A 24,940-nucleotide genomic window follows, 5' to 3' on the forward strand; every position below is an offset into this window, starting at 1 on the left:
GGGTGTAGAGCTGAACCGCTGAGATCGGATCCCATTGGCAGCATATGATCCCAGGGCCGCCCCCACGAGCGCCTCCGCCAGCGGCCGCTGGTGACCCAAAGGGGGACACATCGGCTGGCGAGGCAGAAAGCCCACCTCGTTCACCACATTTAAACCTTAAGTTTCTACGAAGAGTGGTCACCCCACGGGCCGCAGGGACCATGCGAACAGCCTTCGTACAGAAGCCATCAATGGACTTCGGGCAATGAAGGCCTGGCAGACCAGCTGCATCGTGGCTGTTCTCGCGTCCGTTGGACTTTTTCTGGCCGCCGGTAACAGACCGGCCGCGACGGTGCCGGATGTCATGTCGCAAGCGGCAGCGAGCATACCGGCTGCGGCGAGCATGGCAGCTCCCGAGAACGTGGTGACGGCTGACGCGTACGCAGAGGCATCCGCCAGACTCGCGGCAGCGCTTCGGGCGGAAAGAGCAGAGCCGGGCTCGGTGCCGTCGGCAGGTTCGGCGCCGCCACGCACCGAAGCCGAGATCGTCGATGAACCCGTCGCGCCGAAATTGGCGTCGTTGGGGCAGGATGTCGTCCAATCGCTGCCGCCGGAACGCGATGCGTCCAACGGTGCTCCGAAAGCGGCGTCGACGCAGGATTTCCGTCATCTGATTTACTACGTCTGGTCCGAACTGCCGCCCGCCGAGAAACCGGCGGAGATCGTCTTGCGTGCGTTCAAGGACATCCCGGTCGGAACGCCGACTGAGGAGATCAAGCGCGCTGCCGACGCGTTTGGTCTCGATTTCAATTTCATGATGGCGGTTGCCAAGATCGAATCCGGCTTCAACCCCAATCAACGCACCGGGTCATATATCGGGCTGTTTCAGCTCAGCTATTACGAGTTCGGGAAGTTCGGCTTCGGGCAGATTCGCAGTCCGCGGGATAACGCCATTGCGGCCGCCTACAAGATCATCACCGAAGGCGTCCTGTTCCAGTGGATCACCCACCGCAAGCCGGACATGAGCGATCTCTACCTGATCCATCAGCAGGGCTGGGAAGGCGCCGCCGAGCACATCAGCAAGCCCACTCGCCTCGCCTGGAAATCCATGTGCGCCAGCAGCGAAGGCAGGGAGAAGGGCGAGAGGTGGTGCAAACGCGCGATCTGGGGCAATACACTTCCGGCCTTCAAGCGCACCTGGAAATCGGTCGACAACGTGACGTCGGAGGCGTTCGTCGGCATGTGGCGCGGCCGGGTCGCCGAATTCTACGGGAAATACGTTGCGACTGCTGCGGCGGCGGCAAGCCAATAATTCGGTCGTCGGCAGCGCCCTGCCACGCTAGCTGTGCCTTTAGTCGCCGCGGCGAAACTGAGCCAGCTGGGTCAACCAAGTCCACTCATGGCGCGGTTGCCAACGTGGTAGCGCAGCTCGCCGGCCGTCAGCCTTTGGCCCATTACGGACCTCTCGCGAGAAGTTCCAGTTGACGTTCAGGGTTTGCTTTGCGTCACCCAGGATGTGTTGGGGCCCTCACCTGAACGGACTATTGAGCCGTGTAAACGCAACGAAACCCGATATAGACCGCATGAAAGTCGGCCGATTTCCACTGTACGGCTGACGCTTTTGTCTTGTCCGCACCATACCACCACGACCCGCCGGCCGTCAGTGCCTCATCGCCCCGCCGATCCGCGAGCCATTCCCAGACATTGCCACCCATGTCGTACAGACCGTTGACACCCCGCTTGGTGGTACCTGCCGCTGCATGCCGCGGCCAGCGATCTCTACCGGATGTGTTCATGCCGTCAGGTCTATCGCCGACAGAATAAGGATAGGTGCGTCCACTTACGAAATCATCGGTAGGATTCGCACGCGTTTCGGTATAGGCGGCTCTTTCCCATTCTTCCAGGGTCGGCAAGCGTCCGCCCGCGGCTAAGCAGTAGTCACGGGCTTCACTCCAGGACACATGCACCGCCGGCTCATCTTCGCTGCCCGGTTCTCCGAACGGAGTCGCCCATGTCCAGCCGCTGCGACGGATCCAGCCGTCCGCGAATTCGTGTCCGCCTCCTGCCTGTTCGGCCGCGGTCTTCAGAGCTGTCAGCAGCGAAATTGCGAAACTGGCCGATCGTGACCTCGGTCCGGTCGATGGCAAACTTGCCCAGATTTTCGCGTTGGCCAGGCTCGGCGAATGCAACGCTGGTAACAGCCATCAAGCCACATCGCAAAGCAATCGAGCGCCATTTCATGCACGAACTTCTCCTGTATTGCCTCGAGGTGAGAAGGGGCAGGCGCCGACCCAGCGCGCCTGCCATCACCGATCAGCTCATGCGCTGACGCAATGCCGCCTGCGAACGGCGAATGACGCCCTGGTACATGCTCTGCTTGTCAGGATACCATTGCATCGACGCGAGATTGGCGAAGCCGGGAATGCTTTCCATATGCCGTGCCATCCGCTGCCGCATGGATTGATCCGGCTGAGGACCGCGCAGCGCGCCGACATTCTCGGCCGCGTGATCCGGGTTCGACGTCGCGGCAAGAACGGTCGTCACCGCCGGATGGCCCATGGCCCATTTGATGAAGAACTGCGACCAGTTCTCTGCAGCGATGTCGCGGGCAAAATCGGGCAGCGGCCGGCCTTCCACGATCTTGTGCAAGCGACCTTTTTCCAGCGGCATATTTGTCAACACGCCGACACCCTTGTCGCTCGCCGCGCGAAGGACCCGCTCCTCGGCATGACGATTGAAAATCGAATAATTGACCTGGATGATGTCCACCAGATCCTTGTCGATCAATCCCGCGAGAATGTTGTGATAGTCATTCTCGTGGACCGAGGCGCCGACATAACGAATCCTGCCCTCTCTCTTCCATACGCGCAGCAGTGGCACGATCGCGTCGACATTGACCAGGCTGTGGCAGTGGAGCACGTCGATCTTGTCGCGCCACAGCCGAAGCCTCGATTGCTCCATGCTGGCCAAGGCGTGGCTTTCGTCAGCCAGGTAGTCGCCGGTCGACCAGATCTTGTTGCTGATGAACATCTGGTCCGTCACGCCCATGGCGCTGAGAAATCCACCGACGCTGACCTCGCCGGTCCCGTAGAGCGGCGATGTATCGATCACCCGGACGCCGGCATCTATATATTTCCTGGTGACCTCTCGCAGCGCGTCACGATTGCTGCCCGGCAGCAGGTCAAAAGTCAGAAACGTTCCCAGTCCGAGCGCGGGCAGACTTTCGTTGGTGCGGCCGATCGTTCGGGTGAGTACCGGCCCCGCCGCAGCCGCACGCGATGCAGTGCCGGCTGGCGCTTGCGCACTGGCGCTTGAAACGCCGACCGCAGTTGCGTGAACAGCTGTCGCCGCGACGGCGCCCATCGCGGTGGCGGCGCCGAGGAACTGGCGGCGGTCGGTCGCCGTCGGCCAGTCCTGTGGTGTCTTATCCATTGCAAATCTCCGTGATTTCGCCTGCGGCACTTGTCGCCTGCCAATAGAAAGGATCGACCTCTCGCTTTGTCGCGCGGGATTCTGACCAAATCACTCCGATCCTGACGCGACGATGCTCCATTTCCGGCCTGCAAGGAATTGCGGTTCCAAGCTTGTATGTGTATTCAGGCAACGTCGCTGCGCAGGAAGTCGCGATGCACCGTGTCATTGAGAATGCGTCGACAATCGATCGCTTGAGTTCCCGGCCGGATGGCTGGCGGCGCACCCAATGGACGAACGGCGCATTCGAAACGGCGTACCGGCCGATGACCTCCATCGTCGAAGGACGCATCCTGTCGACAAATCACCTCATCATGGCGACCCTGTCCGGCGGCGCCGAGCGACATGAAATCTCGGCCGATGGCGGGCATCGCTATGACGGCCCCGATTTACCGTCGACCGTTTCATTTCTCCCGGCTGGCTGCGAACGACGGCTTCGGCTTCACAATGTGGGTTGGCGATGGGCAGCGATCGCCCTCGACCCTGCCAAGATTTCAGGAATCACCGGCGCATCGATCGAAGGACTGGGCCCCCTGTCGGGCTCGGAAGACAGCTTTGTCTGGAACATGCTCGCGGAGTTCGAACGAGTTGACGCGCTGGAGGGAGGTCTCGACGCGATCTATTGCGACACGATGAGCCTTGCTCTCGTTGTATACCTTGCACGCCGATACGGTGGTGCAAGAGTGAAGGATACATCGATCAAGTTGCCGGCGTGGAGGTTACGGCGCGTCACCGAATTCATCGACGCGCATCTAAGCGCGACAATTCGGATTGCCGATCTCGCTGATCTTGCGCAGCTCTCGGAAGGCCATTTCCATCGCGCATTCAGGGCAGCGACCGGGCAGACGCCGCTGGCATTCGTCCATGCGCGGCGAGTCGCAATGGCAAAACAACTGCTGGCGAGCAGCAAGCTTTCGGTCGCGCAGATGGCGCTACGCGTCGGTTTTCTCAGTCCCGCGCATTTTGCCCGCGTCTTCCGGACAATGACCGGCCAGAGCCCATCCCAATATCGACGCTCATTCCATCTTTGACAGGGGAAAGTAACTCCTGACGGCCAATGGCGGACAACGGCAGCCGGCAAATAGCCGACGACACGCCTCAACCCTGCGCATTTTCCGACGAGCCTGCCGCCCCGGCGTCAGGAGGAAGCGGTTCACGACCAAGGGCCTGCGGGTTATGACGTCGCGGCGCGGCCCGCTGGCTACAACGCGAGCACGACCTCGCCCGACACCGCGTCCGTGACTCCGCGTCCGTTGCCCTGGTCCTCGAGCACCGACCTGAAACTGTCGAGGGTCTTGATCATCGCCGAGCGTGCCGCGACCAGCGCATCCTGGCTCACCCACGTGCCGATGAGGCAGAAGGTCTGATCGCCGGTCCTGATGATGACGCCGTGCTCCAGCCCCGGCCATTTGGCCTTGCCGTCGCGGTGCGCATCGAGGAAGGCGTCTTCCTGGCCCGGCTTCACCTTGAACTTGACGACGTTGTAAACCTGCATGATGCGGCTCCGGAAATGAATGGATGAAAATGCGAGCGCCGGACCAGATCGGGCTCGGACCGATATCTTTGCACCCCCGCAACAAAAAGTCGAAAACAACCCCATGTCGCATCGGGCGGGCAACAAAATCAACGGCTTAGAGCGCGACGAGACGGGATAGGCTCCGCAGCGGGCCTGGCTGGCTCCAGCGAGCACGATCGTTCGCTGCGCATTCTGCTGATTTTACGAACCTTGCGGAACCAAGACCGGTGTCGCGCGTTGCCGCGCTGCTCTTGCAGGTGACGCGGCTGAAGCCGGGTCGCTTTGCTGGGGCCAATCAAGACGGGAAGCCGGGCGAGCCAGACCAGATGCGTCGTATCCGACTCGTGATCGCAGATCGCCGTCCGATCGTCTTGCAGGGTTTTGAGACGCTATTTGCGACCGAGCGTGACTTCGAGATCGTTGCGTCCTGCATCAATGGAGTCGATTGCCTCGAAGCGGTCCGGACGTTGACGCCGGACGTCGCGCTCGTCGAGGACCGATTTCCTGACGTGACGGCCGCGGCAATGCTCGCCGCCGTCAGCGCCGAACGCCTTCCCACACGGCTGGTCTTCTACACCGCATCGATCGCGCGCGGCGATCTCGCTGCCGCCGTCGCAGCCGGTGCCTGCACGGCCATACCGATGCGCGAGGAGCCCGAAAACCTGATGCAGTCGCTGCGGCTGGTGGCGCCGAACGCGCACCCGGCGGCCCGCAAGGCAGGCAATGGCGCGTCTGGCGAAAATAGCCTGGCAGCGCTGACGGACCAGGAGCGCAGGATCATGCGTCTGGTCGCCAGCGGCATGTCGAACAAGGAGATTGCGCGCGAGCTCAAGGTCGCCCCAGGCACCATTCAGGCGCGGATCGATCACATATCCGCGCGGCTCGACATCAAAAACCGGACGGAGCTCGCAAGCTTCGCCCTCGCGCGCCTCTACGGCGGGGTCGGCGCGCTGGCAGCTCTGATTTGGGCGGCGCTGGATGACGTTCAATCCGCGAACGCGGCCGCCTTCGATCATGCGCATGCCGACAATTTCACGGTCATGACCGCAGACGGCGCCGGCGCGATCGTGACCATCAAGATTTCCCCCCAAAAGGCGAATGCTGCTTCGGGCAGAACGGCCAAAGCCGTCCGGATCGAGAATTCGCTGGCAGACATGCCGACGCGGGCGAGCAAGCTCATCGAATCCCGAGCCGATATCGCCGGCACCACGATCACAGTGCCGCCACTCAACCCTTCAAGGGCGGGCTTGAGCAGCGCCGGCACGTTCATGATGACGGCAGTCGGAGTCTCGCTCCTCAGCAGTCACGCCCAGGCGTTCACTGCTTGGGACAGCCCGAGCGATGTCTTTGCGTGGGCTGACGCGAACGCCCCCCGCGACCTGGCCGCCCTCAATAGTCCCGGCAGGCCCGACTTCAAGAGCTTCGACAGCCTGCCCTTGCCCGATCCCGACATACACCATGATTCATTCGCCTTCGCGGCTGCCCGAGGCGATGCCATGGCCAGAGCCGACGAACCGGGGATCATCGATGCGGCCGCGCGCGAGGACGATTTCGGCGACAACGGCAACCCCCATATCGGATCCGGCGCCATCGACGCACTGAGCGCTGATGGCGGCTTCGAACAGGCGGCTGCAACCGGCGCGAGGAATGAAGAACACGGCACGACACAGGCGGCCGCACTAGACGCGCGCGATCATGGACAATCGCAGCGTGATTTGCACGTTTCGGAAGACGGCGCAGCGGCAGGCAAGCCGAATGCCGAACAGGGGCCACCGGACCACGCATCAGATCAAGGGCAATCGCACGCTTCGGAGAACAGCGCCGCAACCGGCAAGAAGCACGCCGAGCTCGCCCCGGTGGGGGACGATTCTACGCGTGGACAATCGCAGCGTGATTTGCATGTTTCGGAAGAGGGCGCAGCAGCCGGTAAGCAGGGCTCAACCGGACACGACTCCCATCATGGGTCATCGCATCGCGTTTCGGAGCCCGGCTCCCCAGCTGCCGAGCAGCATGGCAGCGAGGATGGACCGGCAAGCCACGCCAATTCCGGCCAATCGCAGCGTGACTTGCACCAGGTGCATTCAAATCCTTCCAAAGATCTGCATGCGGAGCCGGGCCAAAAATCTGGCGGCAACGACCAGGCGAAGCATGACGCCGGTCCGGCACAGGCGGCTGCCGCGCCCGGGGCCGCAGATTCCTTTCACTTCAAGAATGATATGCCATCGGCCAAGGATCATCGCGAGAATGGCTACGGAGCCGACACGGCTGAACATGTCCCGCTCCGTGCCGGAGGACATGTTGAACTGTCGCTGATCCCAGATGCAGACCTGATTGGCCATTCGCACGCGGAGCAAGGCGCGGTTGATTACGCAAGGGGCGCTGAGCACCATCCGGTGCATGATTGGCTCGTGTAGCTGACGAGATGCCTCCGCACACCGGCGTTAACCATCTCCGGCGGTTCCGGCCCCAGCGAAATCGCTTCGAAGTTTCTTAAATCTTGCGGGGTACCTGTCCTAGGCGTGGCGACCTGGGAGAAAACATGAGCAAGCGGGCCAAACGCCGGAAGGTCGAGACGATCGCACTGCCGATGGCTGCGAGAGTCGGAATTGGCGCCGTGGCCGTGGCAGCATTGGGGTACGGCCTGCTGGCTCCCGCGGGAAACGTGCAGCCGGCGCGGAAGCCGTCCGCGCTCCAGGCCAAGGCATCGTCCACGCCGGTCTACGTGGCGCCTCCGGTTCATGCACCAGCGCCGCCTCCGGTTCCGGCACCAGTGCCGCTGGTCGAGCCGCCCAAAGCCGACGCCGACGTTCCCGGAGCCTTGGTCCGACAGGTGGTCGACTATGCCAGTCGCCAGGCGCCGGGCACCGTGATCATCGATACCACGAACACGTTCCTCTATCTCGTCCTGAACGACACGCAGGCGATGCGCTACGGCATTGGTGTGGGCCGCGAAGGGTTCGCGTGGTCCGGTGAGCAGACCGTGGCGCGTAAGGCAGAATGGCCGGATTGGCGCCCGCCCGCGGAGATGGTCTCGCGTCAGCCCTATCTGCCGCGGTTCATGGCAGGCGGCCCCGGCAATCCGCTCGGCGCCCGGGCGATGTATCTCGGCGAGACCGAATATCGAATTCACGGCACCAACAAGCCCGAGACGATCGGCAAGCGGGTGTCGTCCGGCTGCATTCGCCTGACCAACGAGGACGTCGTCGACCTCTATGAGCGGGTGAAAGTCGGCGCCAAGGTGATCGTGCTTCCGACGAATGCGGCCCGTCGTCCGTCGCAGGGTGCGCCGCCCGATGCCGCGTCCCGATCGCCAGACCCGGCCTCGCCGTCGAGCCGGCCGTCGGCAACCAACGCGCAGATGCCGTCACCCGGACCGAAGATGGCCGAGGTGCAGTAGTTCAGCCCGCACGTCCTCGCCCTGGCACTGGGGACAGAGAGACAATTCAAGTCGTCACTCCACGTCGGCAAGCCAGGGCCGAACAGACCATCTTGCCTGACCAGGGCCGGTCTGCGCTGGCGGGACGCACCACCGATATTAACTCTGTCGGCAAATGATTGCCGACGGGCCGGCAGCCGCCGGCAAAGTTGCCTCATTGGCGCGGAGAATTTTCAGCGGCGCTAACCTGGGTCAGAGGCGCGTTATGCTGAGAATGGCGTTGTTGGGCCTCCTCATCCTGTTGGGTGTGGGAATGCTGTCGGCGATGGAGCTGAGTGCGCCACCGCGTCGCGCCGCCGCGACCGTCCAGCCGCCTGCCGAGCAGAACGCGGGCATCCCCGCTTCGCACGATGCGCTGGCGAAGGCCGATCGCCTCGAGGTTGCCGCCGAGAGCCGCCCGATGCTGACGCATAGCGCTTCGGTGGAGAACTCCGTCGCGCCGCGGGACGTGCATGTCGGTTCATTCGCGCCCGCGCCGATCGTCCGTCCGCGAAGCAAACCGAAGCCGACCGCGACCGCCGAACCTCCCAGGCAGAAGCCAAAGGCGATCGTCGTGAAACGAGCCGCCAATGCTCAGCGCGCAAAGACCGCCAGCGAGACCGAGCACTGTCGACTCAAGGCGTTCGGCGGGCTGCTCAAGGCCTTGAACCTGACCGGCTGCGAAATCTGAAGCCGCCTCCAGGAACGTCTCGCAAACCCTTCCGATCAGCCATATGTTTGCCCGCATGAAAAAGATCGGATTCCTCTCCTTCGGGCACTGGACGCCCTCGCCGCAATCGCGGACGCGCTCGGCGGCGGATACGCTGCTGCAATCGATCGAGCTGGCGGTCGCGGCCGAACAGTTAGGCGCCGACGGCGCCTATTTCCGCGTGCATCATTTCGCGCGGCAGCTGGCTTCGCCCTTTCCGCTGCTCGCGGCGGTCGGCGCCAAGACCAGCCAAATCGAGATCGGCACGGCCGTGATCGACATGCGCTACGAGAACCCGCTCTACATGGTGGAGGACGCCGGCAGTGCCGATCTCATCGCCGGCGGACGGCTGCAGCTCGGCATCAGCCGTGGCTCGCCCGAGCAGGTGATCGACGGCTGGCGCTATTTCGGCTATCGGCCGGCCGAGGGCCAGAGCGATGCCGACATGGGGCGGCGCCATGCGGAGGTCTTCCTCGACCTGCTGCGCGGCGAAGGATTCGCCGAGCCCAACCCGCAGCCGATGTTTCCCAATCCGCCGGGGCTCTTACGCCTGGAGCCGCATGCGCAGGGCCTGCGCGAGCGGATCTGGTGGGGCGCCGGCTCGAACGCCACCGCGGTGTGGGCGGCGCAGCTCGGCATGAACCTGCAGAGCTCGACGCTGAAGAACGACGAGACCGGCGAGGCCTTTCACGTGCAGCAGGCGGCGCAGATCCGGGCCTATCGCGCGGCGTGGAAGGACGCCGGCCACAGCCGCGAGCCCCGCGTCTCCGTCAGCCGCAGCATCTTCGCGCTGATGGACGATCGCGACCGCGCCTATTTCGGCGGCGAGCGCGGCGGCGAAGACCAGATCGGCTTCATCGACCCACGCACGCGCGCGATCTTCGGCCGGAGTTATGCGGCAGAGCCGGATGTGCTGATCGACCAGCTGCGCCAGGACGAGGCGATCGCCGAAGCCGATACGCTGCTGCTGACGATCCCGAACCAGCTCGGCGTCGACTATTGCGCGCATGCGATCGAGGCCATCCTTGCGCATGTCGCGCCGGCGCTGGGGTGGCGGTGACATGAGCTGGCGCGACACGACCAGAAGTCGCGATTGACTTCGCGCACCACCCCCGCCAATGATCCCCTGGGGACTATCGGACTGAATCAGGGGGTTGAAATGGGCTTGCGTCCGGGGATTTTCGTTGCGGCTTTCTTGCTTGCGGGGTGTGCGTCAGGGCCGATAGGCAGCGCAGCTCTGACCGATAACGTCAAGGCAAATAATGCGCGGCTGGTGATCTATCGCTCATCCGCGCTGGGTTTCGCGATCCAGCCAAGCTATTCGGTCGATGGACGCTCCGTAGGCGGCAGTCAGGCTGCGGGTTTCCTGGCCTGCGACCTGCCTCCAGGCCGCCACGAGGTTGCGGTCAACAATCTTCCGCTGAGCAGCAATCTGTTCGGGCAGGGAAGCGAGAAAGTCAGCCTCGATCTGCGCGCCGGCAGCACCACCTACCTCTCCGCCCAGCCACAGGTGGGAATCATCACGCCCGGTGCAATCACGTTGGTTCAGGTCACGGAAGGCCAGGGTCGTGCCGACGTCGCCAGCCTGCATCAGAGCAACAGCTCGTGCGGCAAGGCATGATCTGAGGCGCTCCGCTGGCGAAAACGCGGACACTCGCACAAGGCGTAGATGGCCGGGACAGGCCCGGCCATGACGATGTGAAGACCATCGCGCCTCGGGCCATCGTAAATGCGATCGCCCTACGCCAGCTTCACCCCGTCTTCGTCCCCGTGATGACGGCCAGCGCCTCGACGAGGCGGTCGAGATCGGCCTCGTCGGTGAAGAGCGCCGGCGTCACACGGATGCACTGGCCCCTGGCGACACCGGCCCGGCGCACCGTCATGATCCGGTAGCTGTCCCGAAGCTTCGCAACGATGGCCTCGTTGTCGGCCTTGCCGGTCTTGCCGGCGAGGCGGAACGACGTGATCGCGCCATATGAGCCGGCCTCATCCGGCGTCAGGATCTCGATGTCCTTGAAGCCGCGGACGCGGCTCACCCAATAATCGCGCAAGTAGCGCAGGCGCGCTTGCTTCGCCGCCGCGCCGATCTCTTGATGCAGCGCCAGCGCCGCCGGCACCGTCAGCACCGTGGCGAAATTGACCGTGCCGGTATGCACCCGCGAGCGGATGTCGCTTTCCGGAAAATCCTCGTCGCACATGTTGCGGTCGATGGCGGCGAGGCGATCCTTCCTGATGTAGAGGAAGCCGACGCCGAGCGGCGCACCGATCCATTTGTGCAGATTGAAGCCGACGAAATCGGCCTCGAGCTCACTCACCCGGAAGTCGAGCTGTCCCCAGGAATGGGCGGCATCGACGATGGTGTCGATGCCCTTGGCCTTGGCCATGCGGGCGATCTCGGCGACCGGCATGACGAAGCCGGTGCGGTGGCTGACATGGGTCAGGAGCAGAAGCCTCGTCTTCGGGTTCGCCTCGATGGCGCGGGCATAGGCGTCGAGCACCGCCTGGCGGGTGGCAGGCTCCGGCACGTCGAACTTGACCACGTCGACGCCGCGGCGCGCCTTCAGCGCGTTCATCGCATATTGCATCGAATCATAATCGAGATCGGCATAGAGCACGCCGTCGCCCGGCTTCAGCCTGTTGTAGCCGCCGATGAGGAGCTGAAGCGCTTCGGTGGCGCCGCGGGTGAGCGCGATCTCCGCCGGAAGCGCGCCGACCGCCTCCGCCACCTTGGTGCGCACCGCCTCGAAATCCGTACCCGCACGCAGGCGCGCGTAATAGGTGTTCTGATAATTGACCATGTCGGACTGGCGGATGAACTCGCGCCGCACGGGCTCGGCCATGATACCCCAATAGCCGTTCTCGAAATTGAGGATGTCTGGCGTCACGGCGTAGAGCCCCTTCACGGCCGCCCAATAGGACTTGTCGGTGGCGATGGCGGCCATTGAGCCGGTCGGCTGCGGCGGAAGGCCCACGCGGGCAAAGGCCGGCGCCCCAAGCGGCGCCACGGCCGCTGCCGCGAGGCCCTTGAGCATTGCGCGGCGGCCCGCTGAAAACGTCCTGATCAGTTGCATGTCAGCTCTCCCCAGAGCGTTTCGGGCGAAGCGGCGTCGGGCTCGCATCGCGAAACGCGCCAAACGACGAGCCAGAGCTCCGTGCCGACGTCACCGGACGAAGCAGGCTCTGGCGCGCGGGACAAGAGCAACGGACGATGCAGCGGAGATGACCGCAGTGTGACAATGCGATGATCGGAAGCCGATGGCGACGACGCGGTCGACGCACTAGCCTCGACACTCGCGAGCGGATGTCGGGCCCGGTTTCTTCCTTTGTCCGGAAACCGAGCGTTCACGTTCAGTGCAGGTAGCCGATGAGATAGATGCCGCCGCCCAGGACGATGAGCGCGGGCACCGCCCAAAGAATCAACACAGGCATTTTCCTCTCCTCCAGTTGAATCCTCCCGGGGAGAGAACGGGAAAAAACGGCAAACGTTCCGGGTTTCCCCGGAACGGCACAGCTGATGGCGAGTTCATTGCAGCGCCGCATGCAGCGGCGAGGGAGAACGCGATGAAGAAGCTCATGTTGATTTCGGCCGCCGCTCTGCTCGTGTCGACGGGCGCGATGGCGCAGACCACCATCACCACGACGACCGGGGCCGGGCACGGCGCGGCCGTGCAGATCGAACCGGAGTACCGCACCAAGATCCGGTCCTACGTCACCGAGCGCAAGATCCGTCCGGTCGAAACGCGCGAAAAGATCGTCGTCGGTTCGCCCGTGCCGAGCGACGTCGAACTCGCGGCCGTGCCGAGTGACTGGGGTCCCTCGCTCACCAAGTATCGCTACGTCTATTCCGGCAGCCGCGTGATGTTGGTCGATCCCGGCAGCCGCATGGTCGTCCAGGAGATTGACTAAACCGCCGCACGGCGGGTCGTCGAGGCGGCCCGCCCGTGCATTCTTTCGATGGCTTCGTTGCGGTAGCGCCTGATGCCGATCGTCCGATACCTCGTATTTGCAAGCATTTTTGCCGTGGCGTTGCTCTTCTTGCTGGATCGCTCTCTGCCGCAGGCCGCGGAGCGCGCTGCCGGCCCGGACGTCGCGCGAACCAGCATTCGCATCCACTCCGCACGGGCCTTGCCAGAAAAAATCATCCTCGACACGTCCACTCGGATCGCCACCACGGTCTCCACTCCCCTGCTCGCCGCCGAGTCGCCGGATCATGGTGCAAGCAACGCGTTGGCGATGCTCGAAACGAGAAAGCCGGACGTCACGCCGGCATCTCGACGCGGCACGGCGCGAGCAGCCGGTCTGCATTCAAATCGGAATGCCGCGCGGCTTCCTCTCGCCTCTCCACGCGTCTGGTGACGGTCGGAGCATTTTGAGAGCTACGATCGCAGCGAACGCGACTCCATGGCCGCAAGCACGCAGATGAACGCTGAATGAATGAACGGCGAGGCGCTTCGCGTCGCGGAACTGGCTCCGACCGCATCAACGCGTCAACGTGTCGGACACGCGGAACGTTTGCGCGATTGCCAATTTATCCCGGGCCTGATTGGCGATTTGATTTTTGGAAACCTGGAGGAAATGCACATGAGGATCCTGAAGCTCTCTGCGGCTGCGGCCGCGCTGCTGGCCGGCACGGCGCTCGCCGTCGCGCAATCGAGCTCGACGATCGGCACCGGCGGTTCATCGGCCGGCGGCGGCACCAGCTCTTCGACGGTGGGCACCGGAGGCTCGTCGGCTGGTGGCAGCGGCTCGGGCGGCTCTGCATCGACGCTCGGCACCGGCGGCTCGTCGGCCGGCGGCGGCACCAGCTCTTCGACCGTCGGCACCGGCGGCTCGGCGGCGGGCAGTGGCTCGGGCAGCGGCTCGGCCTCGACGCTCGGCACCGGTGGTTCATCGGCGGGCGATGGCAAGAGCTCATCCAGCGTCGGCACCGGCGGCTCGGCTGCGGGCGGCTCGACCGTTGGCCAGTCCGGCTCGTCGAAATCGCCCGGCATGGGCGACGGCAAGTCCGGTAGCCACGCCAGCGACATGGGCCTCGAAAAGGGCAAGGGCCACAACAAGGACGAGTGGAAGAAGGACAAGAACTAGTCCGATCCGGGGAGCGGCACGGTGCCGCTCCCCTTGTCCATGTTGAGGAGGAGACGCAATGAACAAGTCAATCGTTGCGATCACGGTGCTGGCCCTGATGGGCAGCGCCGCATCGGCAGAGACCATCGAAAAGACGGGCAAGACGAGCTCGGGCGAGACCTGCAAGGTCAAGGTGGAGAAGCATGCGGACGGCAGCATCACGGCCGCGGGCGCATCGGGTTCGGGCACGACGGGCTCGACCGCATCGAGCGGCTCGCTGTCGAGCTCGAGCTCGGCCGGCGGATCGTCGGTCCATGTGCAAGCGGGCGGCGGCCACGTCTCCAGCTCCTCGTCGACGGCGGGCGGGCCTGGCTCCACCAGCGCCAGCGCCATCACCGTCAACGGCTGCACGATCTCGACCTCGTCGCCTTAAGACAGATTGCCATCGAACAGAGGATTGACAGATGAGAACGCTCGTTACGACCTCGGCGGTCGCGCTTCTGCTAGCCGCCACTTCACCCGTGCTGGCGCAGACCAGCATCACCGGCGGCAGCGGCGGCTCGGCTGCAGCAGGCGGCACCTCCGCCTCCACCGTCGGCACCGGCGGCACGTCCACCTCGGCGACAGGCCGCACCGGCTCCTCGATCGCCGGCGGCGGAAGCGCGGCTGCCGCCAGCGGCAAGACGCAGACCGGCGTCAGCATGAACAAGGGCCACGGTCCGGTGATGAACTCCAACGCCCGCGCGCAAGCCCATGATGGCGGCACGTTCAGCCGCTCGCACACCCGCACCAAGGTCAAGGCCGGCGAGCAAGTCGGCTCGACCACCAAGACGATGTCGCATGTGCCGGGCTCGAAGCCGACCATGTCGAGGACGACGACGACGGCGCGCTAGAATCGCGCGGCTCTCAACCACCTGCTGCCCGGCTTGCTCGGGCAGCTTTTTCCGTTTGCGGCTTTTCCGTCTTAGGAGCTGGCTCAGCCCCCACGCAGGCTGTGGCTGATCCGGGTCACGACGGCGTCCCATCGCCGCTTCTGGGCGGCGGGATAGTTGATCAACACGCAGTGCACATAGCCCCGCGCGAAATTACACCTGTTGTACCAGATCTTGTCGCGCTTGATGCTCGAGACCACGAAGAAGCTCGAGGTGATCCGCCTGTAGATGATCCCTGTCGGCGGATTCTTGCTGGCAAGGAATTCGGCCGGCGACAGGCCCTGCTGGTTCTCGGCGGCCTGAACGGTGAGATCCGCACTGCCGTCGGAGCTGCGAAACCGCTGCCCATATCCGTCGGGCTTGCCGGCCGGCTCGGTGAAAATCGAGGCGGGAATGTCGACCGACGTTCCGGATTCCGGGATGCGGTAGATCCTCCAGCCGTTGGCCGAGGCAACCGAGCATGTCGCACAGAGCGCGATGATTGCGGCAAGCAATGTCTTCATGTCCGCCTCGTCACTTGCGCGGCGCCAGTTGCAGCTCCAGCAAGGCGATCCTTTGCAGGTTAGAGACGTTCCGCTCGCCAGCGCCGGCGGTGCGCAGGATGGATTCGGCAAGCGCGTTGACGTGCGAGGAATGCACGCGGTCAGGCAGGGTCGCAACGGCAGCTTCCAGGGCGGTCGTCATGATCTCGATCACCTCGGGAGAAAACTCAGCGTTGGAAAAATTCTTCATCGCGTGCGTCGGCCGCTTGTGCGGATCGTGTTCAACGCCGGGAAAAAATGGAAGTTCCTGGATGATGTAGGCGAAGTACCAATTCGAGCAGGCCGTCGGCGCGCCGGCAGCCTAGGTGACGGGCTGGTAGAAGGTGAGCCGAGCGGGCTCGGCCTCTTCGTTTGCAACGCTCTGCACCCTCGCATGGCTGCCGATGACGAGACCGGCGAGCGAGAGCATCAGGCCCAGCGCGAGCGGCGCGAACAGGGCCTCTTCCTGAAACAATCCGTTGAGCAGAACGACGAGGACGCCGAAGCCGGCGAGGCCCTGCGTCAGATATCCCGACGACGCGTAGAGGCGCCAGGCCTTGAGCGCCATCGCGAAATAGAAGGCCAGCGGCACGAAGGCCGCGATGCCCATCTGGTACAAGAGGACGCCGATCGCGCTTTCGACCGCGCCGTCGATCGTGCCGGCCGCCTGCGCAGCGCTCCAATCGATCGAAAAATAGCTGTCCGACAAATTGCCGCCGATGCCGAGGCCCCGGCCGTAAGGTCTCTGCACGAATCCGTCGAGGCCGCCCATCAGGCCGATGACGTGATAGTCGCCGATCTGCAGGCCGATGCGGATCGCCAGGATCGCAAAGGCGATCATGCCGGCGAACCCCAGCAACAATGTCGCTACGGCACCGATGAGGCGAGTCCCGATCCAGCCCGCAGCCACGAAGATGACGGTGATGAGCGCTCCCTTGACGCTGCAGAAGACCAGCAGCGGCAGGGCTGCCAGGGCGAGCAGCGGGCGTCCGACCGAGAACAGGAACAGGGCGAGAAAGCCGATCCCGTAGGCGAAGCTGATCGGGTGCATGTTCGGGCCGTGAATGCGCAGCATCTTCGACAGGCCGAAGTCTTCGAGCAAGGGCGTGTTCAGGAAGTCGAAGCTGAAACGATCCTTGAGTGTGACGGGCACGTTGCCGGTCTGCCGCATCTGGGTTTCCCAGACGCCGGAATGGGTCGCCTTGAGCTCGTCGAAGCCCCAGAACGTATGGCCGTTGGTGACGGCCAGCCAGACATCGCGCAAGACGAGCTCGACATAGCCGCACAGCATGAGGATGACCGCGAGCGCGACCAGGAACGGCGTGATGCGCACCTCAAAGGTTGCCGCGGTCAGGAGCGACAGCTGAAACAGAAACAGCGGCAGAACGATGTTGCGCAAATAGACCGCCGCCGGCTGTCCGTCCTGGACGAAGCCGATCGCGAAATAGAGCGAGACAACGGCCAGGGTGACGACGCCCCAGCGCATGATCTGATTGATCTCCCTCGACTGATTCCGCTGGCCCAGCACGTAAAGCGCAAACGTCGCCAGCCACATCACGGAGCAGACCAGGAAATTGTAGCCCTTGATGAAGTCGAGATCGGAGGGGAGCGGGACCAGCGGCGACAGGATGGAGACGAACAGGTTCTGGAAGAACAGGACGAAGATGGCGACCGCCGGGGCCCAGGTCGGGACCGCAACCACGATGGCGATACCGATCAGGACCTCGATGATGATGGCCAGCGCGGGATTGGCGAGGTGCAGAACCGGCGCAGAGCTGATCGTCGCGATGGCGACGCAGAAGGTCGCGGCCAGCTCGCGCCAGGCCGGAGGCGGCGGCGCGGCCTGCACGCTCTGGCCTTGCGGTGAGTACCCGGCGCTCATCAATCGTCCTTTGCCATCGCGCGCTGACACGATAGCCGCGCGAGGTGTAAGGATCCGTTAACGATCGCGGCGCGCGGCGGGAGCCCCTTCAAGCCGGCCGGGTGCGCCGAGCAGAGCCCGTAGCACGTCGGGATCGGGCTTGCCGGTTGCGGCGTCGACCAGGCCGAAGCCTTGCGCCAATTCCCAATGCGCCCAGCCCCAGCAATGCGCGCGGGCATAGGCAGTGACCTCCGCCAGCCAGCGCAACCGGCTCTGCCGGGGGGCGCCGGCTTTCAACACGCCGAACTCATTGACGATGATCGGCCGCGAAAATTGCTGCTGCCATGCGAGCGCGGGCGCGAGCCAGCGATCGGCCACCGGCTTGTCCTTGGCGGCGGCAATCGCCGTATCGAGCATGGCGAGCGCCTTGACCGCGCCCCTGTCCTGCAAATCCTGCCGAAGCGCCTGAACCTTGGGATCGCCGGCATTGATCGGATAAGGCAGATCCATGATGTCGTGCAACGGATCGCGCGCGTCCCAATGGCCCTGATGGGTGAACACCATCGGATCGTAGAAATGGATGGCGTAGACGACGTCGGGGTCCGCCAGCGGACGAAACCGCGGCAGCGAGTCCGCGCGCTGCCAGTTGACAGGGCCGACGATGAGCGTGGTGGAGGGCAGCAACCCGCGAACGAAGGCGGCGAGCGCCTCGACCTCTCTTTGCCACCTGTCCGCTTCGATATCGGGTTCGTTGAGCAGCTCGGCGAAGACTAGATCGGCAGGATAGGATTGAATGATTCCTGCAAGCGCGCGCCAGGCCTCCTGCATCTCGCCCATCGCCGCATCCGGATCATCCTTGTGCAGGCGATTGAAGCGCTCGCCCGGATGAAGGTCGACGGAGCTGGAATAGCCGAGCGAGGTCAGCTGCTTCAAGGCGCCGTCGAGCACGCGCAGCGTCGCCTCGCGCTCGTCCTTTGCGGCAAAGCGCGGCATCACGCGTTCCGCCGGCACCGGCAGGCGGACATGGCTCATGCCCGCCTTGCGCAGCTGCTGCAGCAGCGCGCGGCTTGGCGGCGCACCGTTGATCCAACCGTCGGCGTTGAAGCCGCGCGAGAGGGCGGCAAGCCGCCCGGGCGAAACCGTCGACGGCAGTGGTACGCAATCCTCGGCGAACACCGGACGGCCGACAGCGATCGACAACAGAATCGCCGCAGCCAGCAGACGGCAGCGGAAGTCTGTCATCGTCACACCGCAAGGCCCAAAGCGCCACCGTCGGGCTGAGGCGCCATTGAACCGGCGGGCACGTGATTGACGACGAGGCCGGTCGGCACCGCCGCGTATCTCGACAGCGCCGCGGTCACCCTGCGCATCGCCGACGAACCAAGCTCACCGGAGCGCGCCACCAGGACGATCAGGTCCGCGTGGGCAGCCAGCGCAATGGCGTCGGGCTGCAAGGCGAGATTGCCGGCGTGGACGACGATCAGGTCGAACTCCGAGCGGATATCGTCCTCGGGCCGCGCATCGGGCTTCCGGCCGGCACTGAGCAGCTCGTCGATCGACTGAAGTCCCGCCGTGGTCGAGCCGTCCTGCCATTCGGTCACCGGCGGCTGGGAGCCTGCAAATTCCGGCTGGAGCCGGATCAGCACGCTCATCATGCCCAGGTTCACGGCGGCACGATTGAGGGCGCGCGCCACCGTGTTGCCGCCGGCGCTCTTGCCGACCGACAAGACCAGCGCGACCTTGCAGCCGCGCACCGGCACGCGGTCAATGCGTTCGAGCAGCGGCCGTAAGTGGGGGCCGAGATCGAGCTCGGCCGACGCGCTGACCGGTCTTTGCCAGACCGTGTTGATCCCGCCTCCTGGCGCCAGCTCGGGGATGCGGGCCCAGACAGGAAGGCCGGGCATCGCCTCGGCTGGGCGCGCGGCGGCGGCAGGAGGGGAAACTTGCCGGTCGGGCGTCTCCTCCGCTTCACGTGAGACAGGCGCCTCAACGGATTCGGGCTTGTCGGCGGACAGGCTGGTCGTCACCGCCACGGCGGCGGTCGACGTCAGCAGCGAGCCGATCGCCAGCGCCGCAAGCAGCAAGGCGAGCGGCGGACGTGTCGAGCGCAACGGCGGAATGGCGATCGAGGCGATCTTGGTCTGGGACGCCTGCAGCTGACGCTGCTCGTTGGTGGTCTTGAACCTCGACAGGAACTGCTCGTAAATGTTGCGGTTGGCATCGGCGTCGCGCTGCAGCTCCTGCAGCTTCACCAGCGCCTGGCCGTCGCGCAGCATCTTGGTCTCGACTGCCTTGAGCTGCTTTTCAAGCGCGTTCTGCTGCTCCAGCTGAGCCTCGTATTCGGACTTGGCGGTGTCGATGCTCTTCTTGCGCTCGATCTCGATCTGCCGGTTGATGTCCGCCAGCTGGCTGTAGGAGATCGCAAGGTCGGGATGGCGGTCGCCATAGACCGCCTTCTTCTGCGCGATCTGGTCGTTCAGGGCCGAGCGCTGCGCGCGCAGCATGCTGAGGAGATCCTGCTTCACCGGCCCTTCGACATTGGCCTTGACGTCGCGCTGCACCTGCTCATAGCGCGCCTTGGCCTCCTCGGTGCGGGCGCGGGCGGCGGAGACCTGCTGGGTCAGGTCGGTCACCCGCAATTGCTGCGTGGTGGATTCCTTGCCGGCATTGACGATGTTGTGCTCGAGCCGGAAGGCGGCGACGGCGTCTTCCGACGCGCGCAGGCGCTCGCTCAGCGTCTTCAGCCGGTCCTGGAGCCAGCCGGCCGCCTCGTCCGTCGCCTCGGTGCGGACGCGGCCCTGGCTGGCGACGAAGGCCTCGGCGATGGCATTGGCGTAGTAGGCGGCGCGATCCGGCCGGTTGGAGGTGAACGAAATCGCGATGACGTAGGTCAGCCCGCGCCGGGTGATCTCGAGGCGGTTGCGGAATCTTTCGAGCAGGCGCGTCATGTCGGTATAACCGCCCGCGACGTCTTCGTCGTCCGCGACCTTGAGCTGCTCGATCAGGGGGCGGAGGAAGCCGTCGGATTTGGCGATCTCGATCTGGCTCTGCAGCGCCGCGGCATCCTGGCCGATGCCGGGCAGCACGTCCTGCTCCGAGGTCACGCGCAGCTCGCGCGGATCGAGCACGACCAGGGCCGTCGCGGCATAGCGGACCGGAAGCACCATCAGAGCGATGACGCCGAGGGCGAACAGCGCCAGCGCCAGCGTCAGGATGCGCCGGCCGTTCTCGCGCAGAAAGGACAGCGTCCCGGAGACGGTCAGCGATCCCTTGGCCAGTCCCGGCGAGGCGCCGTCAGGCTTCGCCTTCGCAGCGCGCGGCGCTTCCCACGAAGCCGCTTGCTCCGTCGGGGCGATGCTTCGCGGAGATGCGCGGCTACCGAACGCCATGGGTTGGACTCGAAATCAACTGACAGTCATAGCTCAGAGGCTTGCTACACCGTAAATATCCATGGTTAACCGCCGGTTACGGCTGGGCCGGGGTGGGACGGTCTTGGGTGCTGAACGATTCGTTAACGAGACGCGGCCAGCGATGTGCGACCGCTCACAAGGCGATGACATACCCGTCCCGCCGGGGATCGGCGGCACCCGTCATCACGCCGGTTACCGGATCGAGCGCGACGGCCTGCATGCCTCCGCAGAGCATGGTCCATCCGGTGTCCAAAATCTCGATCTCGTGGCCGCGGCGCTTCAGTTCGGCGATGGTCTCCGGCGCGATGCGGTTCTCTGCCTGAATGAAGCGGCCGTCCCACAGCCGTGAACGCGGCGCCTCGATCGCCTGCTGCAGCGGAAGGCCGAACTCGATGTGCTGCACATAAGCCTGGGCCTGGGTTTGCGGGATGCCGTAGCTGCCGGGCGTCCCCAGCGCCAGCACCGGACGGCTGCCGCGCGTCGCGATCGACGGTGCCATCGTCACCGGCAACGCGTCGCCCGGCTTGGCGAGGTTCGGGCTTCCCGGCTGCACGTCGGCCCAATGCAGATGATTGTTGAGGCAAACGCCGGTCCCCGGCACCACGACGCCGCTGCCGAACGGGCTGCCGAGACTTTGGGTCATGCAGACCAGATTGCCTTCGGCGTCGGCGATCGAGAACGAGGTGGTGTGGCCGGGATCGGCACGATCCTGCGGCATCCATTGCTCTGTCGGGCCCGTGATCGGCCGGCCGTCGCTCACACGCTGGCGAAGCCGCGCGATCGTCGCGTCGGACATTGCTCCAGCGGCGTGATCCGGTCCCAGATTGCCATGGGCGATGCGCTCGCCGGCGGCGAGACGAATCGCGCGATAGACCGTATCGAGATGATCGGCGCCGTCCTTCGGCAGACGCCCGAGGTCAAAGCCTTCAAGGATCTTGAGGGTCAGGGCGAACTGGAAGCCGCCGCATTGCTGCGCCGGGACGTGAAGCTCGAGCCCCCGATAGGACACGGTCAGGGGATCGAACCAATGCGGCTTGACGGCGATGACATCGTCCAGCGTCAGGCTGCCGCCGAGCGTGGCGAGATAGTCCACGATCCGCCGGCCGAGCTTGCCGCCATACAGATGCTCGGGCCCCGATTCGGCGATCTCGGCAAAAGTCTGCGCAAGATCGGGCTGCGCGACGATGCTGCCGAGCTTCACCGGCATTCCATCCGGGAGATAGTTCCTGACCAGTGCGGCGTGCAGCTCCGGCCAGGGTTCGAGCAGCGGCACCTGCTCGTTGATCTCATCAACACCGAAGTCCGAGAGCGCAAAGCCGCCCTGCGCCAGCGTGATCGCCGGCGCAAAGACGTCTGGAAGCGATTTGCGTCCATAGCGCGAGAGCAGCTCGCACCAGCCCGCGAGATTGCCGGGCGTCGAGGCCGCCTGCGGACCGCGCTCGAGCTCGAATCTGCTGGTGTATCTGCCGACCGGGAAGCTTGCGGGCATCGGCGGAGCGAAGTCGAGCACGCGAATGCGCTGCTCGCTTGCGACCCAGACCGTGGCCAGTCCGAACCCGGCAAGCCCCGACATGAACGGCTCGACCACGTTGAGGGCGGCCGCCGTGGCGACGGCCGCATCGAACGCATTGCCGCCCTGCATCAGGATTCGTGCACCGGCCTGTGCCGCGAGCGGATGCGCGGCGGCGACCATGCCGTGCCGCGAGAACAGCGTCGGACGCCCATATGTCCTGGCGGGTTGCATCCGGAGAAGGCCTTCCGCCGATCAGTGCGTCGTCGCAGCCTGGATCGCCTCCGACATGATCTCGAGACCGCGATCGATTTCGGCCTCGGACACTGTCAGCGGCGGCGCGATGCGGAATACGCCGCCCATGCTGGGCAACTTGACGATGTTCATGCTGAGACCGCGACGCATGGTCTCCTCCATGATCCGCGCACCGAGTTCAAACCCCGGCGTCTTGGACTGCCGGTCGACGACGATTTCGAGACCGAGCAGAAGCCCGCGGCCCCTGACGTCGCCGACGCATTCGAACTTTTGCTGCAGCGACAGCAATCCATCCCGGAGCCTGTTGCCCCTGGCGGTTGCCTGCGCCACTAACCCGTCGCGCGCGACCACGTCGAGCACCGTGACGCCGATCGCGGCGGGCAAGGGATCGGAGACATGCGTGGTGTAGAACAAGAAGCCGCGCTCGAACGCGGTCTGCTCGATGGCCTTTGTCGTCATGACCGCGGCGAGCGGCAGACCGGCGCCGAGCGTCTTCGACAGCGTGAGAATATCAGGCACCACACCGTCGCGCTCGAAGGCAAACATGTGCCCGGTGCGGCCGATTCCGGTCTGAGCTTCGTCGAGGATCAGCAGCATGCCGCGCTGCTCGCATTTTTGCTTCAAGGCCGCGAGATAGCCGAGCGGCAATTCCAGAATGCCGCCGCTGGAGAGGATCGGCTCGGCGATGAAGGCCGCCAGACTACCGGTCGACTGGCTGTCGATCAGTGCGAACGCATCGTCCAGCTCGGACTGCCAGTCGTTGCTGCCGTCGACGTTCCTGAAGCGCGGCCGATAGGCGTTCGGCGCGGGAATGACGAATGATCCGACCGCGGCCGGCCCATAACCGCGCCGGCCCGCGCTGTAGGTCGCCGACGCCGCCGCGCCGGTCATGCCGTGCCAGCTTTGCGCGAAGGCGACGATTTCGTGCCTGCCGGTGACGAGCTTGGCCATCCGGATCGCCGCTTCATTGGCTTCCGCGCCTGTCGTCAGCAGCTGCACGCGGTCGAGACCGGGCGCAAGCGCAGCGAGACGCTCGGCCAACGTCACCACCGGACGCGAGAGCATGCCGCTGAAGAGATGAGCGACCGCACCCATTTGCCGTGCGACCGTGGCGACGATGTCGGGATGCGTGTGCCCCAGCACGGCGCTCATCTGACCCGAGGTGAAGTCGAGGATGGCGCGTCCGTCGGCGTCGTAGACGAAACTGCCGGCCGCACGCTCGATGATGACGGGTTCGAAACTCGGCCCATAGCGGGTCAGATGCGTGTTGGCGGACGCCCAGAAATCGGGATCGGCATTCAAGGTCATGACAGCCACCTGCGCTTGTGGACGTCTGACCTCTAGTCAAGAATTTGACTTCAGGCTAATTGATATAATTCAATCTGGATATCAATCTTCCTGATGTCGATGCTGGATCTTGCCCTTCTGAGGAATTTCGTCGTCGTGGCCCGCACCGGCTCGATCAGCCTGGCGGCCTTGCAGATTGGCCGGACACAGTCCGCGCTCAGCATGCAGATGCAACGGCTGGAACAGACGATCACGCAGCCGCTGTTTCACCGCAGCGGATCCGGTATGAGGCTGACCGCGGCCGGCGAGAAACTGCTCGCCCACGCCGAGACGCTGCTGGCGCAGCACGACGAGATTCTCGCCGACATGAGCGGCGAGAGTCTCAAGGGGACGCTGAGCCTGGGCTGCCCGGAGGACTATTCGATCGCTTTCCTGCCGGCGCTGCTGAAGGGGTTCTGCGCGCTGCATCCCAATGTCGAGCTGCGCATGGTTTGCGCACCGACCTCCGAGCTGCGCCCGATGCTGGCGCGGCGCCAGATCGACATGGCGCTGGTCTCGCTGTCCGATGCCGGAGCGCGCGAGGTGATCCGCGAGGAGCGCTTCGTCTGGGTCGCGAACGAGGCCGAACCGAAAATACTGACGCAGGATGTGCTGCCGCTGGCGCTGGCGGCGCCGATGAGCCTGGACTACCGCGCCGCCTGTGCCGCGATGGACGCGGTCAATCGGCGCTACAGGGTCGCCTACGCGAGCAACAGCCTCGCCGGCCTGATCGCGATCGCGCGGTCCGGTCATGCGATCAGCGTCCTGACGCGAACCGCCGTTCCGTTCGATCTTCACGTCGTCTCGGCCGGACTGCCCCTGCTTCCGACCATCGGCATCGCGCTCGAATTCTCGGAGGCGAGGCCCTCGCTGCTGGCGACGACGCTGGCCGAGCACGTCCGCACCGTGTTGCCCGGACTGAAGACCAAGGCGGAGATCGATTAGTGAGATTGCACCTCGATGTTCGCGCG

24 protein-coding genes are annotated in these 24,940 nt (G+C 64.8%); 13 read left to right on the top strand and 11 right to left on the bottom strand.

What is annotated here, in order from left to right; translation table 11 throughout:
- The first annotated feature begins 403 nt into the window (after positions 1-403).
- Complete coding sequence (locus tag P0R31_RS24875; RefSeq protein WP_275516889.1) at positions 404-1,291, top strand: transglycosylase; 888 nt, start codon at positions 404-406, stop codon at positions 1,289-1,291.
- 229 nt (positions 1,292-1,520) lie between these two features.
- Here the strand turns inward: P0R31_RS24875 and P0R31_RS24880 are convergent, their stop codons facing one another.
- Positions 1,521-2,168 (bottom strand): formylglycine-generating enzyme family protein, encoded by a 648-nt coding sequence (locus P0R31_RS24880; protein ID WP_275516890.1) that lies wholly within the window; start codon positions 2,166-2,168, stop codon positions 1,521-1,523.
- A gap of 124 nt (positions 2,169-2,292) precedes the next feature.
- Entirely contained in the window at positions 2,293-3,441 is a 1,149-nt protein-coding gene (locus P0R31_RS24885) for an aldo/keto reductase (protein WP_275516891.1), read from the bottom strand.
- 164 nt (positions 3,442-3,605) lie between these two features.
- Between P0R31_RS24885 and P0R31_RS24890 the strand changes: the two genes are divergently transcribed.
- Positions 3,606-4,481, top strand: coding sequence for an AraC family transcriptional regulator (locus tag P0R31_RS24890; protein WP_275516892.1), 876 nt, complete (start codon positions 3,606-3,608; stop codon positions 4,479-4,481).
- Between the two features lie 170 nt (positions 4,482-4,651).
- Here the strand turns inward: P0R31_RS24890 and P0R31_RS24895 are convergent, their stop codons facing one another.
- On the bottom strand, positions 4,652-4,945 hold the full coding sequence (locus tag P0R31_RS24895; protein WP_275516893.1) for a putative quinol monooxygenase: 294 nt from the start codon (positions 4,943-4,945) through the stop codon (positions 4,652-4,654).
- A gap of 248 nt (positions 4,946-5,193) precedes the next feature.
- Between P0R31_RS24895 and P0R31_RS24900 the strand changes: the two genes are divergently transcribed.
- From P0R31_RS24900 to P0R31_RS24920, 5 genes are all read left to right on the top strand, one after another.
- Positions 5,194-7,380: a response regulator transcription factor gene (locus P0R31_RS24900; protein WP_275516894.1), complete on the top strand. Its 2,187-nt coding sequence runs from the start codon at positions 5,194-5,196 to the stop codon at positions 7,378-7,380.
- A gap of 125 nt (positions 7,381-7,505) precedes the next feature.
- Positions 7,506-8,363: a L,D-transpeptidase gene (locus P0R31_RS24905; RefSeq protein WP_275516895.1), complete on the top strand. Its 858-nt coding sequence runs from the start codon at positions 7,506-7,508 to the stop codon at positions 8,361-8,363.
- Positions 8,364-8,517: 154 nt separating this feature from the next.
- Positions 8,518-9,072 carry a hypothetical protein gene (locus P0R31_RS24910; RefSeq protein WP_275516896.1) on the top strand — a complete coding sequence of 185 codons (555 nt, stop codon included), beginning with the start codon at positions 8,518-8,520 and terminating at the stop codon, positions 9,070-9,072.
- 55 nt (positions 9,073-9,127) lie between these two features.
- A complete protein-coding gene (locus P0R31_RS24915) occupies positions 9,128-10,150 on the top strand; it encodes an LLM class flavin-dependent oxidoreductase (protein ID WP_275516897.1) in 1,023 nt (340 codons plus the stop codon).
- 33 nt (positions 10,151-10,183) lie between these two features.
- The gene (locus tag P0R31_RS24920) at positions 10,184-10,711 is read left to right on the top strand and encodes a DUF2846 domain-containing protein (RefSeq protein ID WP_275516899.1); all 528 of its coding nucleotides are present in this window, start codon (positions 10,184-10,186) and stop codon (positions 10,709-10,711) included.
- A gap of 130 nt (positions 10,712-10,841) precedes the next feature.
- Here the strand turns inward: P0R31_RS24920 and P0R31_RS24925 are convergent, their stop codons facing one another.
- Complete coding sequence (locus tag P0R31_RS24925; protein WP_275516901.1) at positions 10,842-12,161, bottom strand: aminotransferase class V-fold PLP-dependent enzyme; 1,320 nt, start codon at positions 12,159-12,161, stop codon at positions 10,842-10,844.
- A gap of 490 nt (positions 12,162-12,651) precedes the next feature.
- On the opposite strand from P0R31_RS24925, the gene P0R31_RS24930 reads away from it, so the two are divergent.
- From P0R31_RS24930 to P0R31_RS24950, 5 genes are all read left to right on the top strand, one after another.
- The gene (locus tag P0R31_RS24930) at positions 12,652-12,996 is read left to right on the top strand and encodes a DUF1236 domain-containing protein (RefSeq protein WP_275516902.1); all 345 of its coding nucleotides are present in this window, start codon (positions 12,652-12,654) and stop codon (positions 12,994-12,996) included.
- A gap of 72 nt (positions 12,997-13,068) precedes the next feature.
- Positions 13,069-13,446: a hypothetical protein gene (locus P0R31_RS24935; RefSeq protein ID WP_275516903.1), complete on the top strand. Its 378-nt coding sequence runs from the start codon at positions 13,069-13,071 to the stop codon at positions 13,444-13,446.
- A gap of 225 nt (positions 13,447-13,671) precedes the next feature.
- Positions 13,672-14,175 carry a hypothetical protein gene (locus P0R31_RS24940; protein WP_275516904.1) on the top strand — a complete coding sequence of 168 codons (504 nt, stop codon included), beginning with the start codon at positions 13,672-13,674 and terminating at the stop codon, positions 14,173-14,175.
- Positions 14,176-14,233: 58 nt separating this feature from the next.
- Positions 14,234-14,587 (top strand): hypothetical protein, encoded by a 354-nt coding sequence (locus tag P0R31_RS24945; protein ID WP_275516905.1) that lies wholly within the window; start codon positions 14,234-14,236, stop codon positions 14,585-14,587.
- Positions 14,588-14,618: 31 nt separating this feature from the next.
- The gene (locus P0R31_RS24950) at positions 14,619-15,047 is read left to right on the top strand and encodes a hypothetical protein (RefSeq protein ID WP_275516907.1); all 429 of its coding nucleotides are present in this window, start codon (positions 14,619-14,621) and stop codon (positions 15,045-15,047) included.
- 83 nt (positions 15,048-15,130) lie between these two features.
- On the opposite strand, the gene P0R31_RS24955 is transcribed toward P0R31_RS24950, so the two are convergent.
- The 7 genes from P0R31_RS24955 to P0R31_RS24985 form a co-directional block, all read right to left on the bottom strand.
- Positions 15,131-15,589, bottom strand: a complete 459-nt coding sequence (locus tag P0R31_RS24955) for a hypothetical protein (protein ID WP_275516908.1) — start codon at positions 15,587-15,589, stop codon at positions 15,131-15,133.
- A 10-nt stretch (positions 15,590-15,599) separates the two neighbouring features.
- The gene (locus P0R31_RS24960; protein WP_275516910.1) at positions 15,600-15,818 is read right to left on the bottom strand and encodes a hypothetical protein; all 219 of its coding nucleotides are present in this window, start codon (positions 15,816-15,818) and stop codon (positions 15,600-15,602) included.
- A gap of 111 nt (positions 15,819-15,929) precedes the next feature.
- Positions 15,930-17,489 (bottom strand): hypothetical protein, encoded by a 1,560-nt coding sequence (locus P0R31_RS24965; RefSeq protein WP_275516912.1) that lies wholly within the window; start codon positions 17,487-17,489, stop codon positions 15,930-15,932.
- Between the two features lie 57 nt (positions 17,490-17,546).
- Positions 17,547-18,710 (bottom strand): glycoside hydrolase family 5 protein, encoded by a 1,164-nt coding sequence (locus P0R31_RS24970; RefSeq protein ID WP_275516914.1) that lies wholly within the window; start codon positions 18,708-18,710, stop codon positions 17,547-17,549.
- A 2-nt stretch (positions 18,711-18,712) separates the two neighbouring features.
- Complete coding sequence (locus tag P0R31_RS24975; protein WP_275516916.1) at positions 18,713-20,857, bottom strand: GumC family protein; 2,145 nt, start codon at positions 20,855-20,857, stop codon at positions 18,713-18,715.
- 154 nt (positions 20,858-21,011) lie between these two features.
- Positions 21,012-22,622 (bottom strand): gamma-glutamyltransferase family protein, encoded by a 1,611-nt coding sequence (locus P0R31_RS24980; RefSeq protein ID WP_275516918.1) that lies wholly within the window; start codon positions 22,620-22,622, stop codon positions 21,012-21,014.
- Between the two features lie 21 nt (positions 22,623-22,643).
- Positions 22,644-23,951 carry an aspartate aminotransferase family protein gene (locus P0R31_RS24985; RefSeq protein ID WP_275516920.1) on the bottom strand — a complete coding sequence of 436 codons (1,308 nt, stop codon included), beginning with the start codon at positions 23,949-23,951 and terminating at the stop codon, positions 22,644-22,646.
- A 99-nt stretch (positions 23,952-24,050) separates the two neighbouring features.
- Here P0R31_RS24985 and P0R31_RS24990 point away from each other — a divergent pair, with 99 nt between their 5' ends.
- Complete coding sequence (locus P0R31_RS24990) at positions 24,051-24,914, top strand: LysR family transcriptional regulator (protein ID WP_275516951.1); 864 nt, start codon at positions 24,051-24,053, stop codon at positions 24,912-24,914.
- The last annotated feature ends 26 nt before the right edge of the window (positions 24,915-24,940 follow it).

It is taken from the genome of Bradyrhizobium yuanmingense (genome assembly GCF_029167105.1).
GTDB lineage: Bacteria > Pseudomonadota > Alphaproteobacteria > Rhizobiales > Xanthobacteraceae > Bradyrhizobium > Bradyrhizobium yuanmingense_A.